The sequence below is a fragment of the Sphingobacterium sp. HMA12 genome, assembly GCF_002933815.1.
Taxonomy (GTDB): domain Bacteria; phylum Bacteroidota; class Bacteroidia; order Sphingobacteriales; family Sphingobacteriaceae; genus Sphingobacterium.
Map to the genome: position 1 here is coordinate 2,567,118 of NZ_BEYR01000001.1, position 14,404 is coordinate 2,581,521.

A 14,404-nucleotide genomic window follows, 5' to 3' on the forward strand; every position below is an offset into this window, starting at 1 on the left:
GATCGCAATTTACTTTACGGAATGATCTGACATGGCTCATTTTTATACCTTAATCCATGGATGGTTTATCGGCTATTAGACGTAATCCCACTCCTATGTATATGACGGTCAGAGCTACGTTATAAGATTATTCCGCTGAGCTCGCTCATGAATTGACTTCTTCGCTCTCCTTACGACGTTCGTTAGCAGATTTATCCTCTGCGACGCCTATTTTCCAATAAGAATAAGCATAGAGTTCTTCCCTTTTCCAGCCGAGATCCTTACGCAAATAGTTGCGTATCTCCCGAACGGTTGAAAATTCGGCAGCAACATAAGCAAACCGAGCTGTCTGCGGAAGGGATTTCATCTTCACCAGATCTGCAAGTAGACTTCCTTCTTGTGGTACTTCATTATGCAACCAGAGAAAGTCTATAGCTGCTTTTGTATATAATTTTTGTACATCTTCACGACCATGAACTTCAACGATACATGTCCCTTTGGCGGATGCTGGTAGATTTTCCAATATAGCACCAAATACAGGAAGCGCTGTGGCATCCCCTACCAGTAAATAATTATCGGCCTGCGGAAATAATTCTGTCTTACCGGCTTTCATCAGGACTCCCAATACATCCCCTGTTTTGGCACCTATTGCCCAGGCTGACGCCGGTCCCTCATCCCCATGTGCTACAAAATCTATCCAAATTTCATTACGCCGAAGATCAATACCGCGATGGGTATAGGTTCGTACTGTCGGTCGAACGTCATCGTCCATGGGTTTCCATTGCCCCTTTTCAAAATCAAACTCCGGAAAATATACTTTATTTAATCCGGGGGGAGGAATCATAATCTTATTATTAACTCCGATGGTGGTGTCCGCAATTTCCAAAACACCATCTCCGGTCAAATAAATTCGGATGTAGTGCGGAGTCAGGTATTCTTTTCGGCTGACTCTCAATTCTGCTTGTATAATTTTCATCTCAGCTCTGCCCATAGCGGTATAAATTTAAGGGTAATCAAGGGACTATTAATATAACTGTATTAGCTTTTCAATTTGCTTGGGGGGAATCCAAATTTTCGTCTAAAAGCACCTGAAAAATGTCGTTGATTTTTATACCCAACAGCATCAGACACTTCACCAATGGTCATGTTTTTGTCTAGGATGAGTTTTTTTGCATGTTCCATTTTTGCATCATTCCAAAAACCAAAAACTGTCGTACCAAAAAGCTCTTTAAATCCTTTCTTTAATGTAAACTCATTTGTCCCGACCAGATGTGCCAGGTTGACAAGTGTATTATTTGAGTCCATATTATGCAGTAAAAATTCACGGACCGCATAGATTTTATCGACATCAGACTTTCTAAGCTTCGTGTTCGAAATGGTATTTTGCGCCAACTGTTCCAATTGAAGCAGCAATAATTCCATGATTCTTGCTTCGAGGTATATTTTTTTAAAAATACCCTTTCGCTCACAGTTGACTATACTATCGATAATATCGTACATTTCATGGGTAATCCTTCTATTAACATCTGTCAACAGACCTGATTTCTTTTTTTCAATAGTGTTCCTAAAATCACTAAACAGGATGGAGTTGTCTGGCAGAAATTTCTTAAAAAAATCTGGCGACAAGTTTATCTCACATATTTGAAACTCGTTACTCTCCCATTGCATCCGACCGCATATTGAATTGCCGTAGAGAATGTTATGCTGATACGTTTCAAAATTTATGGTCGCAGGCAACGTTTCTCCGGTGGCCTGACTCTTCCCTTTCATGGCAAAATGCATCTCCACAGTCTCAAAATCACTTTCAAAACGAAATAGTATGCGTTCATATAAATTTGCATGGCCATAGCCTATATGAATTCCGTCAAAAAAAATCTCCTTGTAATAACCTCTACCGAATGATGTACCCAAATGTGTCGTGCACTCCTGAATACCGTCATCGATAGCAAAGAATGTCTGTGGATAGTTTCTTTCCAACAACAAACTTGCCGAATCAATATCATAAAGTCTTAATCCCATTCCATATTTCATTAAGTTTCAACTATTCCTTTTCACGGACTTTTTACTCCTCATTGTATACCCAACGATAGCACTTTACCTGTTATCTTTGGCTAAATTACAAATTTATTTAGAATGATTCTTAATTATTTAATACCATTTGGCGTATGCAAAAGAAAAATATCGATATGGAGCTGTCGTTAACAGATGACATCGACATGCACTTAATCCCGGATAGCATCTATAATAATATCAAAGTCGGTAATCCTCTGGCGAGTAAGCTTGATGTTATTTATGCGGCAGAGAAAGCGATGGTACTGGACTTTGCCTGGGAATTTCCTAAAGGCCTGGACACTTTTGTCGATGACGAACGCCATCCACTTTCCGTCGAACAAAAGCAACAAATTAATTTAGCGCGCATATACCTGAAAAATGCACAAACTACGAGCTATGATGCCGATATTTCAAATTCTGATATATTTTAAGAGTCGATCTATTATTAAGGTAAGGGAGGTATAGCGAAATGAGCGCCATGCTTTTTGAGCATTTCCTATAAATTAAAAACGTCTTTACATACAAGCTCATCCGAACTCGTTTATAAGTCTTCTTCAGTACCCATATAGTATGTTTAAAGTACATTGCGTTTTGTAACAAATTAGTACTTTATCTGTGCTTTATCCGTACTTAGCAAGTGCTATATCTCTACTGGTGAATTACCCTATCTAACAGATGATAATTTAATAATTATAAAAATATAAAAATAACTACAAAAACTAATCATTTATCAAAATAAGATAGTAAAATATAGCCCCATTTGAAGAGTCGAATGGGGCTAGGCAAAGCAAGTACACTTATAAACTATTCCGGGATTTTTAGCAGGGAACGGTGCTCCGCCAGCCAATTTCTGGCCGCATCAGCTTTATCTCTTTTTCCTTCCATTTGTACCAAGAGATCAGCCATCGTCCCCTCATCAAAGTGGATGTGTGAAAAGAGATTTGCCAATTCCGGTTGATCTTCGCCAAAGTCTTTGCGTGCAAAGATTTTAATCTCTTCTGTACTTCCCAATGTCTTTTTAGGATCGTTTAAAAATTTCAATTTCATCTTACCAAACATCCAATGGGGCTGCCAACCCGCCACGACAATCCACCTATGATCCTTAATGGCATTTTGCAGCTCAGTAATCATCGCCACTGTGGATGAATTTATGTGTCTGTAATTTAATCCATAATCTTTAACAACCTGATCTACAGCCGCTGTAATCCCTGCGCCTTTTTCAATACCAATAATTCTATTATTGAACTCTGCTTCGTGCTCCTTCAATTGACCGATATCATCAATGGAAACATAATCGGGCACAACAAGACCATTGCGTGCGGAAGCATAACTGGTACCAATTTCCTTTAGATTTGGAAATTTCGCTACCTTAGCGCCATGTGTCAAAGGTAGCCAGACATCCATATAAAGATCTGTATCACCATTATTCATAGAGGCCAAGATCATATCTGGGGTAGCACGCTGTATAACCACATGATACCCTTTCTCCTCCATGATCGCTTTGGCAATATAGGTCATCGCAACACCCTCTGCCCAACCGTCAACCATCCCAATATGGATGATATTATTTTTCTTGCCACTATGACAGGCCGAAAACAAAAGCACGATTACACAGCATACTAGTATCCTAATTTTCATCATTATTTATTTTTTATTTACAAAACCTTGTGTTATCCGGTCCAAAATAATTGCTAGAATCACCACGGATAGTCCACTTTCAAACCCAAGGCCTATGTCAAGATTATTGATTCCCTCAAGAACTCTTTCGCCCAAACCACCAGCAGCAATCATCCCCGCAATTACCACCATCGATAACGATAGCAATATTGTCTGGTTGATCCCGGCAAGAATGGTTTTAGTTGCCAAAGGTAATTCGACCTTAAATAAAATCTGTCTATTTGTCGCTCCAAATGAACGGGCAGCTTCAACAATATCTTTCGGAACCCCATCAATACCCAGAGTGGTCAGACGAACCGCCGGGGGCATGGCAAAAATGATGGTAGCAAAAGCGCCGGGTACTTTTCCGATGCTAAAAAACAACACCGCTGGTATTAAATAAACAAATGCGGGCATTGTCTGCATTAAATCCAATAAAGGTCGGATAATCTTTGCGGCAAGCTTATTTTTGGCCGCCCATATCCCCAGCGGTACGGAAATAAGTAATGCGGTCACCGTCGCCACCAGTACCAAAGCCAATGTTTCCATTGTTTCTGTCCAGAAACCCATCAGATAGATCAATGTCAATCCCAAGAATGTGGTCAGTGCAACGCCTCGGCCGGATTTCCACCAGGCCAATGCGGTAAAAAGTGCGATCATCACAAAAAAAGGAGTCGCGATCAATAGCCATTCAAGACCCAGAATAGATGTATTTCCGGTGTTTTTGATCAGATCAAAAAACGGTTTCAGATTGTCTGTCAACCAATTGACCGCTATGGTTATATATTGTCCTATGTCGATTATTTTATTCATATCTATTGATTATTTGCTTGCTCTTTTAATTCGATGATCTCCTCTTCGTTGTATTTGGTCGCCTCAATGATTAATGAAGTCTGGGTTACAATTCCCAGCAAACGATTATGTTCATTCAGCACGGCAATAGGCGATCTTACTTCTGAAATCAGGGGTAACATTTCCTCCACGGTCACGTCTTTTGATACGGTAGGAACATTTGCGTGGATGATTGCTTCAACGGTCGGTTCTTTACGTTTGGCTGACTGGATCACCTCGTTGATATGCACAAATCCGAAAAAATGATCATGCACGTCCACGACAGGTAATATATCTATACCGGAGGCACGCATTTTGCGCAGAGCACCTTCGGGGCCATCTTTTTTGAACCGCACAACAGTCGGTTTCTCAAACATCAATGAGCCTGCCGTAATTATTGATTTCCGATCCACTTTTTCGACAAATGCTTTTACATAATCACTAGCAGGGTTCGTCAGGATATCCTCAGCAGTACCAATCTGCTCAATTACTCCATCCTTCATAATAACGATACGATCGCCCAATTTAATGGCTTCATCAAGATCATGGGTAATAAAGACAATTGTTTTTTGTAGCGTATCCTGTAGTTCAAGCAGCTGATCCTGCATTTCGGCTTTGATCAGGGGATCCAGTGCCGAAAACGCTTCATCCATCAGTAAGACCTCAGGATCATTGGCCAAGGCTCGGGCCAATCCTACGCGTTGCTGCATACCGCCGGAAAGTTGAGCTGGCAATTGCTGTTCGAAGCCGTTCAATCCAACGATATCAAGAGCCTTTTGCGCTTTTGCCTCACGTGATTCTTTGTCCTCCCCTCTTATTTCCAGTCCAAATGCAGCGTTACTCAGCACCGTATGGTGCGGGAGCAAGCCGAATTTTTGAAAGACCATACTCATCTCTGTCCTGCGCACCTCCAAAAGCTCTTTATTATTTTTTCCGGTGATATCTTCATCATTGACATAAACCTTTCCGGAGGTAGGCTCATTCAGCCTGTTTAAACAACGAAGTAAGGTCGATTTTCCACTACCCGAAAGCCCCATGATCACAAAAAACTCACCTTCATAGATTTCGAAATTCGCTTTGTTGATCCCTATGGTACATGCCGTTTTTTCTAGTATTTCTTTCTTCGAAAATCCCTCGTCCAATAATTTCAAAGCCTGTTTTTTTTGTTTACCAAAAACAATGGTCAAATCTTCAACTTTTACCTTTACCTTCCTAGTTTTATCCATTTTTTAATTTTTTTAAACATAAATAAAACAGAAGCGCATGAGCGTGCCACTAAGGTTATACACCTACGTAGTTTTCGTTCACATAAAATATCCCTACAGTTGAATTCGTTTGATCGAAATTTTAAACTTCAGTTCAATCTACTTATTAACTAACACGCTTTACTCTCGGTTCGATAAGAGCAACGATGAAAAAGAAATTAATCTTTTAAAGATGAGCTATGCTAAACACAGCTCCAAATATACTTCAACAAGTACAACGAACAACTTCGACTGCGCCCCAAAAAGGCTCCAGTACTAGCGGAATAAACTCACGCCATTCTGTCTTTTGACAGCACAAAGGTACGAAAAATAAATTAAATGCCTCTTTTTCTAGATACAACACTCATCATGAGTATGTTACAAAAACCACCAAACGAAGTAAAAATGTGAGCAGATAATGCGATGTGGGGCACTACCGCGGCAAACTTTCAGGGCGGCGCATGCGATAGGAAGTTGCTGTGATGGCATGTAAAAATGCTTCGATATCTTTTATTTCCTCTTTACTAAGATTCAAAGGCTGCATTAAAGGGTCTGTAACCGGATAAAGTGGATCTTTCGTCTTCTGCTCTGGCGTCGCTGAGTTCATTTTCATCCCGCTGTTATACATATTCAACAATCCTGTCATATTCCAGAATAATCCATTGTGCATCCACGGATCAGTATTCATCACATCCCGCAGCGATGGTGTCCTAAAGCGTCCTATATCAGCAGGATCTTTGGTAATCTCATACCGTCCCAGGTCTTGATATTTTCGCTTGTAATAACTCAGTCCGATGTTATGATAAGCGTCATCCGTAAAAAACTGACCATTGTGACAATTCATACATCTCGCTTTTGTACGAAAGAGGTGCAGTCCACGTACCTCCTGCTCGGACAACACCTTATAATTACCATCCAAAAACTCATCAAAACGACTTCGTCTACTTGTCAATGTCCGTTGGAAAGCACCTAAAGCCTTTAAAACCTCCGGCATGGAATAGTCTTCCTCACCGAAAGCCGCTAAAAATAGTTTGTTATAGGCCGGAATTGCTTTCAATTTTGGGATCAATTTGGTCAGCTCCATGTCCATTTCATGATGTGCTTCAATAGGACCTAGCGCCTGCTCTTCCAGCGACTTCGATCTTCCATCCCAGAACAGTTCTTTTCGCGCGTACACATTCAGTAACGACGGTGTGTTACGAGTACCCTCCAAATGATCGTTACCAACCGGAACCGTCAGTTTATCAGCCCATGATGTCTGGGGATTGTGACAGCTGCTACAGGAAATCTGATTACTACCGGACAGAATCGGATCAAAGAAAAGATATTTCCCCAGCTTGACATCCGGCTTTTCCATCAAAGAAAAATAACTTGTATCCACCTTGGGCAGTGACTTAAATTCTTTCCAGTTTACGCCAGCATCAATCGTCGGTTTAGGCCACTCGCTTACTGGTCTTCGATAGCGCAACTGCAATTCTTCATACAAAGCCATCTGTCGATCTTTCATGGAAAGTAAACCAACAAGTCCGATGATACCGACTAATACTACACTATGTTTTTTCATTATTAATACAACCTCAAATATGCTCAAAAAGTACCGGCAGTTTCTTTACTGCTGTACAGGATTTCATTAGAAAATATACGAAATACCCAATTTGCCTAAAAACCGATCTTTACCGGGTAAGGCAGACAAGTCATAATTTAATGACACCAGATCGCCCCGATGCTGATAATCTAGCTGAAACTGTATACTCCAGTCTGTTTTGTCCCGATGAGTCATCCATATCCACGATGTAGTCCAGGTATTACTTGGGGCAGTCTCATAAAGGTAATCCTGATAAAGAATCTGCCTCGCAAAATTACCTGTATTCAAATCGGACACGCTTAAATCATTCGCAGGAGACCATTGCCTGAGATAATGGACAGAACCCAATAGATCAGCGCGCTCATTTACCCCAAATCTGCGGTTTAGACCAATTCCTGCTTTGATCTGATCAACATCCATCAGGTTACCAGTCACGCCATCTTTTTTTCTAAAATTTCGCACAGCGATACTCCCTTCAGTCTGAAACTGACGAAAACCAAACAGACCCTTGATTTGCATCTGATTTTGCTGATAGGTATAGTTATTGGACAAATAGGTATAACTAAAGTCTTTTCCTTCTTCGATCTGCCCAGTTAATGCCAGTTTCAATGCTGTTTGGTTATGCATCTGACGGCTCCATAAAAAATCTACAGAACTGATATCTTTTGTATAATCATTTAACAATGAATAAGTCTGTTTAGAATTATCATTTCTTCGGAAAGACTGCTTTTCATTGATATAGCGTCCGTTTAGGTAGATCCTATCTGCTCCATTGGGTTTTAACAACAGATGTCCCCCTATTCCCGTCCGATTGATGAGGTCATTGTAGTTGATCTCGCTTATCTTTTCACGTGCGTTTCCAAAACCGTTCATGATCCAATTAACATACAATGGATCTTCGGTATTTTTGGTATATTTTTCATTTTTATAGCCAACATTTACCCGTTCAGAACCGTAACCCCAACTACCCGAAAGGTGATAAGAAATTTTTGGAAGATTGTGCCCGACACTCAATTCAAACTGCAAATTCATATCTTTAATATCTCCTCTTGGATCATTATTGGAATAATGAGAACCTAACCTATAATCAATCCCTAAGGAAATCGGCAGGCGATTATTTAGAAATGTATGTTGAATTCCAGCATCTAGTTTATATGTTTCCCGATTGTATTTATTTTTTTTTAGGGAGCCAAAATAAACTGGAGCGTCTTCATTCCATCTCGATTGGTGGCGCAGTGAAGTGCTATCCTCTGAGCTACGGTCGTAAGAAAATCGTCCCCAAAAATCAGTCTTTTGCCATTTTGTTTTCCCTTCCGTATAAATGTAGGTCTGTTTTAGTCCATCAGCACCCTGTGCAGGCTGGAAACTTCCTTTGGCGATCGACTGTTGAACCCCTAATATGGAAGACTTATTCTTCATTTCCTCTGAAATCCACACCCTATTTCGAACAGCCATATCATGAGACATAATAGATGAAGGTTGGGACCAGTACAGTGTCGCTGTCAATGAATCCACTGTTGCACTAGGCTTTATTTGCCCTTGCACAGCAATACAGCTTAAAAAAAATGCGGTAGCGGCAGCAATATATTCAATACTTTTCATCGATAGAATTGTTTTATTAATGACTTGCTCAAAGTATAAATGAGCATGCAGATAGAAATCGTCCGGGACGGCTCGTTAGTTATTGTTTCAACTTTCATCTGCTTGCTTGACAGCAAGCAGATGAAATCGAATTGCATTGTGCATCTTAATCCGCAAAACCGAATGGATTTGCTTTTATGACAACAAAATCCACTGTTGAATTATTTGTATCCTTCAACTTTCGAACGCCATTCGTGGTTTTATCGGTTTTACGAATCACGGATTGGGATGAGTAGCCACCGAGTGTTACGAATGTAAAGCCTGCATCTAAAGCTGGCGGTAGTTTTTTAGGAATTCTATCATCTGTCGTATTGGGTTGCACATCTACGGCATCCATCATCCAATTGACAGGCAACTGTCTGTATTTTTTTGCTGTAGAACTTGGTGGATTTATGGACGGTTCGGGGTAGCTAGGAAGATTCTCTACGGCAGCCCGGTCCGAATGCTTAAATATCACATAGGCATCACGTCCTAAATTATCCAGGATCCAGTCATTGCCCGTATAATCCAATATCTGAACATTAGGTACATCCAGATTATCAATATCGGTTGAAAAGGGCTTATTACCTGGGATATCTCCATAATGCACCTCGAAGCTAGCTTTACTCAAATCTATTGTTAACTCTGGTTTTTTAATGGCCACTTCCTTTCCATTATTTCCTATAAATGGCACCTTATGGTTCAATGCATTTTGCGCAATCACGATGCTCCTACCTGGTTCTACTGGATAGCTCTTCCCATTTCCCGGAATCATAAACAGATCTCTTAAATAGACATAATCTGTATTCGCGGTTTCGCCGATAGTCATCCCCATTGATTGACTCCAATCCAATTGTCCATTGACCTGATAATGAACAGGATCATTTGTATTCCGCTGTCTTCCCCACAGACGGCCAAAATAAAGGCTATCAGCATATAAAACCCGGTCGGTATTATTATAAACTTCAAAAAACTGATCTCTATAAATAGCGCCTTCTTTATTGTCTGATCCGGCATAATAGATTTGTTTGATAACAAAATTGCCCAGAAGACCAGCAATTAATTCAAGATCCAAACTTGAGGAACTGGTTAGGTTTACTTTTTTTATGGCCGCATTAAATGTAACATCCTCAAAAATTGCTTCCCCCGTTGAGTTAAAATATTGGTCTTTGGGAATTGTAATGGAAGCATCTATATCGTACTCGCCTGGCATAATGGATACCAGATTGACCACGCCTTGGGTCGGCGAATAGGTCATACTGGTCTTTGTCGACAGATTGGTCACTTTAACCACCACCTTGCTCAAATCTAACTTACCATTTAGCTCCGCAGATGCGTATTTCAAATTTAATTTAATATCCAATGGCTGTACACCGGGTGTATTATCCTTTTTACAAGATATAAAAGGTAAAAATAAAAGCGGAATCAAATAACGTGTTTTCATATTGTTTAATTTTTTGAGTTTAGAATTTATAGGTTAATTGTGCACCATAGTTTGGTGACGAATTGGGTGCCTTCACGCCAGTCGCCCCTTCTCTATAAAACCGCGGCTGATAATCCAGGAAATTATAGACATTAAAAGAGAGATAGATATTCTTGCCTATTTCCTTGGCCATATTGAGATTAAAGCTCCAATACACATAATTATTATCGGCATTGACACGATCCGCATCGACTTTTCTTTTCGCATAGAGTTCGAGATGTTTTGGATTCGTTATATCAAATTGATCAATCGCATGATATTCATAGTCGCGGGTATAGTACCCTACGGGTATGATATCCCCATAGGCAGTTTTGCTATAATTATACAATTCACAGTCTGCACTGAATTCGATGATCAATCGCAGCGCCGGAAAATGTGTAGAGCTTCTGAGTTGTGCTCTGCTCAAATAACTTTTGGTAGATTTAGCCGGGAAAAAACCGATTACAATATCATCCAATGCTGTTCGTTCGGCATTAAACGGAGTACTATTTAACGTCGAAGAACTTGCATTAGCAAGCGTAAATGCAGCCGTGGCCGAAAAAGTTGTCATGAGAGACGGAATCCGCGGAGCTGAATACATGACCTCAAGGCCGAAGTTGGATGAACTATTACTATTGTCAAAATATAGATTGGACAACAGATACCGCTTTGTTCCTTTCTCCCTGACAACTGGTTTAGCGCCCGGAACCGGGGTTGCCTCATATGCAGGTAAGTCTCTCACTTCATAAGCAGTAGCAGTATTGATACTACGCGCATTCTTTTTATAGAAAAGATTAGTCCGTAAATAATGACCATTTTTGTTCCAGGACAAGGAAGACTCTAAAGTCTGTCCCATACTGCTTTTCAGATTGCTATTGTCTTTTTCATACCTTCTCAGATAAATCAAGGCTGTGCTCTCATCCTCTCTGCCGTTATAAGCATTTAGCAAAATTATCTCATCAAATGTAGGTCCGGGATACAATTGAGCCAATCCGGGAGATTTAAAAGACAGCCCATACGCCAGTCCAATCTGCGTGGATTTGGAAAGTGCATAATTGATATTCGTTCTGGGAGAAAAGGAAGAATGACCATTCATGACATCCCAACGAACACCCGCTCTTATGGCCAGGTCTTTATTAAACAATTTCATACGAGCGGCATCCTCGGCATAGAAACCAAAATTTTGCAAGGCATGTGTTAATGAGAAATCGTAATATCGATCTGATCTGCTACCGAGATCCTTCTTGGGTATTGAAGGATCCGCCAAGCGCCCTTTACCCCGATTGATATCATAGCTGTAATTGGCACCAAAGTTTATCTTATGAACTATATTTCCGGTGATCGCAAAAGCATTTGCCTCTAGTCTACCATTTAAATTTAAGGGTCTATTATCAACTGCATCGAACGCAGTGTATTGTCCTGGCGCATATTGTCCTTCCACAACACCTGTCTGAACAGAATCCGTATAGAGGACAACGCCACCATTATAATAATGTTCACGGTAGGTGTTTTGTTGGCTGGAACTTATGCCTGCATTAAAATTGATGTTTTTGAGAAATTCATGCTCCAATTTGTAACTTGTGCGGCTAGCAGCATTCCAACCCCAACCACCAAATGAAATTGCATTGGACTGCGGATCATCCGGATCTTTGTTCACCCGGTCAATCACTTTATTGTAAGATCCTGAAAAAGTTTGTTTTAATTTTTTTTCAGCTCCAAAGTAATTTGTCCAGATCAATGTCCCATTGACGCGGTCATATTGCTTCAATTTATCCCTATTGTCGGCATAGGATTTAACATAACCTAGATCAGTGTTAATCGTCCCCAAATTCTTCCCCAGGCTCATACCCTTGGATAATCCATAGGAGGTGGCATTACTACGGACCTGAAGCCGGAAAAAAGCGGGGGTCTTTCCTGCCTGCCTTTCAATGATCACAGCACCGTTGGATAAATCGCCATAACGTGCCGGGGCGACCCCCGATATTACCTCCAAACGCTCAATATTTTCCACAGGGATTTGACGCAGATCCACACCCCCAAAAACATTCTCGCCCGAATAGGATTTTGTCGTCCCAGGACGCCCCGTCAATCCATAATCTGAAGGTTTGATCGAATTGGTTGCGCCTGACATTCCAAATATACCGGGGTTACGTCCTTGCATATTCCCGTTATTTCCAAGGGTAATATCATCCATAACGATGGCAACACCAAAGGCATTATTGAGTTCATTCGCATTCCGTGCGCCAACAGTAGTTTCTTCAAAGGCTCCACGCAGTGTCAACATTTGCATATCTTGCACGGAAGGTGCGGTGTTTTTGCGGTTCGGAAGACGGTTCAATAGGTCATTTACACTAAGGGCAGGATATCTTTCGATCATTTCACGGTCAAATACCAAGGAAGAGTTACTTAATTCCCCTTTTTTCGCCTGTACAGCTACCTCATTAAGTGCAAGACTCATATCCTGCAAGACAAAATTCTCGACCTTTTTTAAAGAGTCCAATAAAATTGTCCGCTCTATCGCCTTTTTCCCCAAATAAGAGACCGATAAAATAATCGATTTCCCAAACTGCCCGGTTGGAATTTTTAGACTATACTCGCCGCGATTATTGGTTACACTTGACAGATCCAGTTGATTCAGCATTACAGTGCTTCCTGGCAATAACGCTTTCCTATCATCAGTAACTTTCCCCTGAATTAAAACGGATTGTCCATATACATCCATAACAAGACAAAGTGAGGCAAAAAAAGTCCAATATTCTTTTTTCATAAGTACGAACAAAAACGCATCTAGAAATTCATCTGTTTAAAATCATTCTAAACAATTGCAAATATAGGCGATTTAAAGGCACTTATTAAAATTATTTTTAATAAATCTAAATTAAATAGCGCAATATAACTCAATAAATAAATAAAAAACGCATAAAAACGAACGTAGATATAAGCTCAATAACTGAATAATAGTGTGTAAATGGATGATCTAAGGGAAGGTAGAAACGGAAAAACGCTGGGTCAATTAAGGGCGTTTCGTCGATAAAAAAGGGTTGGGCATTTTTGAAAAGGTAGACTACTCGTCAGGACTTTCTGAACAAAACAGACTATCCCGCAATCCATATTGTGAAGACAACGACTTAGCCTTATTTGCAAAGGCTTGGCGGTAGTAACCCTGCAATTTTCCATCTGCACCAAATAGTCGCTGATACTTTTGTAATAGCTGAGGATAATGTTTTTCGATAGCGCGCATGACCAGTGCGCTATTGTCCGCAGGATCATTTCCGTATAGGACGAGCGTAGCAGGAAAAACATAGCTGGCGCCAATAGTCTGAAAAGTCTGAAATAGCAATTCCAGACTCGCCCCAGTATCCGATATATAGGGCAACAGTGGCATCAGGCTGACGCCGCTATGGAGCCCGTGTTCACGCGCTTGCCTTAATGCTTCCAATCGTAGTGAAGGCTTGGGAGCCCCCGGTTCGAAAATACCGGCAACACGATCATCTATCGTCGAAAATGAAAAGGTAACAAACGCCTTATGTCCTAATCTCGACTGAAGATCTTCAGGAAGTATTGCTTCTGCATCAATCTTTCTTAACAAATCAAAATCCCGGGTAACTAAGTTCGACTTCGTAATAATATGTACCGGAAAACGATAGTGCAGGATGACTTCCAGCAACTGTCGGGTAAGCAATTCGGACTGTTCCAGCTGCAGATAAGGATCTGTTACAGAAGAAAGGACAATAATTCCATATTGTTTTTTACGCGCACGTAATGCCAGCTGCTTTTCCAGCAATTCGACAGCATTCCCCTTCATACTCAGCTTTTCTGCCATGTTGATTCCGTACTTACTTCCCCGGATATAACAATACAAACAATTAAAAGAGCAACCACTGTAGGGATTCAGCGTATAATCATCAAGAAACCAAGGATCTCTTCGTTTTGTCTTATTGAGGATGGATTTCGCAATTATACGATGCATCATAG

11 protein-coding genes are annotated in these 14,404 nt (G+C 40.6%); 1 reads left to right on the forward strand and 10 read right to left on the reverse strand.

What is annotated here, in order from left to right:
- Positions 1-145: 145 nt before the first annotated feature.
- Positions 146-970 (reverse strand): siderophore-interacting protein, encoded by an 825-nt coding sequence (locus tag HMAT_RS11155; protein ID WP_104382770.1) that lies wholly within the window; start codon positions 968-970, stop codon positions 146-148.
- Positions 971-1,017: 47 nt separating this feature from the next.
- Positions 1,018-1,998 carry a helix-turn-helix transcriptional regulator gene (locus HMAT_RS11160; protein WP_104383395.1) on the reverse strand — a complete coding sequence of 327 codons (981 nt, stop codon included), beginning with the start codon at positions 1,996-1,998 and terminating at the stop codon, positions 1,018-1,020.
- 146 nt (positions 1,999-2,144) lie between these two features.
- Between HMAT_RS11160 and HMAT_RS11165 the strand changes: the two genes are divergently transcribed.
- On the forward strand, positions 2,145-2,462 hold the full coding sequence (locus HMAT_RS11165) for an ABC transporter ATP-binding protein/permease (protein ID WP_104382771.1): 318 nt from the start codon (positions 2,145-2,147) through the stop codon (positions 2,460-2,462).
- Positions 2,463-2,835: 373 nt separating this feature from the next.
- On the opposite strand, the gene HMAT_RS11170 is transcribed toward HMAT_RS11165, so the two are convergent.
- From HMAT_RS11170 to HMAT_RS11205, 8 genes are all read right to left on the reverse strand, one after another.
- Positions 2,836-3,672: a glycine betaine ABC transporter substrate-binding protein gene (locus HMAT_RS11170; protein ID WP_104382772.1), complete on the reverse strand. Its 837-nt coding sequence runs from the start codon at positions 3,670-3,672 to the stop codon at positions 2,836-2,838.
- A 3-nt stretch (positions 3,673-3,675) separates the two neighbouring features.
- Positions 3,676-4,500, reverse strand: a complete 825-nt coding sequence (locus HMAT_RS11175; protein ID WP_104382773.1) for a proline/glycine betaine ABC transporter permease — start codon at positions 4,498-4,500, stop codon at positions 3,676-3,678.
- A 2-nt stretch (positions 4,501-4,502) separates the two neighbouring features.
- Complete coding sequence (locus tag HMAT_RS11180) at positions 4,503-5,744, reverse strand: glycine betaine/L-proline ABC transporter ATP-binding protein (protein ID WP_104382774.1); 1,242 nt, start codon at positions 5,742-5,744, stop codon at positions 4,503-4,505.
- A 451-nt stretch (positions 5,745-6,195) separates the two neighbouring features.
- Entirely contained in the window at positions 6,196-7,326 is a 1,131-nt protein-coding gene (locus tag HMAT_RS11185; RefSeq protein WP_104382775.1) for a cytochrome-c peroxidase, read from the reverse strand.
- Positions 7,327-7,392: 66 nt separating this feature from the next.
- Positions 7,393-8,949: a DUF6850 family outer membrane beta-barrel protein gene (locus HMAT_RS11190; protein WP_104382776.1), complete on the reverse strand. Its 1,557-nt coding sequence runs from the start codon at positions 8,947-8,949 to the stop codon at positions 7,393-7,395.
- A 145-nt stretch (positions 8,950-9,094) separates the two neighbouring features.
- Positions 9,095-10,411, reverse strand: coding sequence for a DUF4876 domain-containing protein (locus tag HMAT_RS11195; RefSeq protein WP_104382777.1), 1,317 nt, complete (start codon positions 10,409-10,411; stop codon positions 9,095-9,097).
- A gap of 19 nt (positions 10,412-10,430) precedes the next feature.
- A complete protein-coding gene (locus tag HMAT_RS11200) occupies positions 10,431-13,196 on the reverse strand; it encodes a TonB-dependent receptor (RefSeq protein WP_104382778.1) in 2,766 nt (921 codons plus the stop codon).
- A 297-nt stretch (positions 13,197-13,493) separates the two neighbouring features.
- Positions 13,494-14,402, reverse strand: coding sequence for a radical SAM protein (locus tag HMAT_RS11205; RefSeq protein ID WP_199768597.1), 909 nt, complete (start codon positions 14,400-14,402; stop codon positions 13,494-13,496).
- Positions 14,403-14,404 lie beyond the last annotated feature (2 nt).

Coding starts and splice junctions, on each gene's coding strand:
- HMAT_RS11200 (WP_104382778.1), bottom strand. CDS start 13,196: ATGAAAAAAGAATATTGGACTTTTTTTGCCTCACTTTGTCTTGTTATG.
- HMAT_RS11170 (WP_104382772.1), bottom strand. CDS start 3,672: ATGATGAAAATTAGGATACTAGTATGCTGTGTAATCGTGCTTTTGTTT.
- HMAT_RS11175 (WP_104382773.1), bottom strand. CDS start 4,500: ATGAATAAAATAATCGACATAGGACAATATATAACCATAGCGGTCAAT.
- HMAT_RS11185 (WP_104382775.1), bottom strand. CDS start 7,326: ATGAAAAAACATAGTGTAGTATTAGTCGGTATCATCGGACTTGTTGGT.
- HMAT_RS11190 (WP_104382776.1), bottom strand. CDS start 8,949: ATGAAAAGTATTGAATATATTGCTGCCGCTACCGCATTTTTTTTAAGC.
- HMAT_RS11165 (WP_104382771.1), top strand. CDS start 2,145: ATGCAAAAGAAAAATATCGATATGGAGCTGTCGTTAACAGATGACATC.
- HMAT_RS11180 (WP_104382774.1), bottom strand. CDS start 5,744: ATGGATAAAACTAGGAAGGTAAAGGTAAAAGTTGAAGATTTGACCATT.
- HMAT_RS11160 (WP_104383395.1), bottom strand. CDS start 1,998: ATGGGATTAAGACTTTATGATATTGATTCGGCAAGTTTGTTGTTGGAA.
- HMAT_RS11205 (WP_199768597.1), bottom strand. CDS start 14,402: ATGATGCATCGTATAATTGCGAAATCCATCCTCAATAAGACAAAACGA.
- HMAT_RS11155 (WP_104382770.1), bottom strand. CDS start 970: ATGGGCAGAGCTGAGATGAAAATTATACAAGCAGAATTGAGAGTCAGC.
- HMAT_RS11195 (WP_104382777.1), bottom strand. CDS start 10,411: ATGAAAACACGTTATTTGATTCCGCTTTTATTTTTACCTTTTATATCT.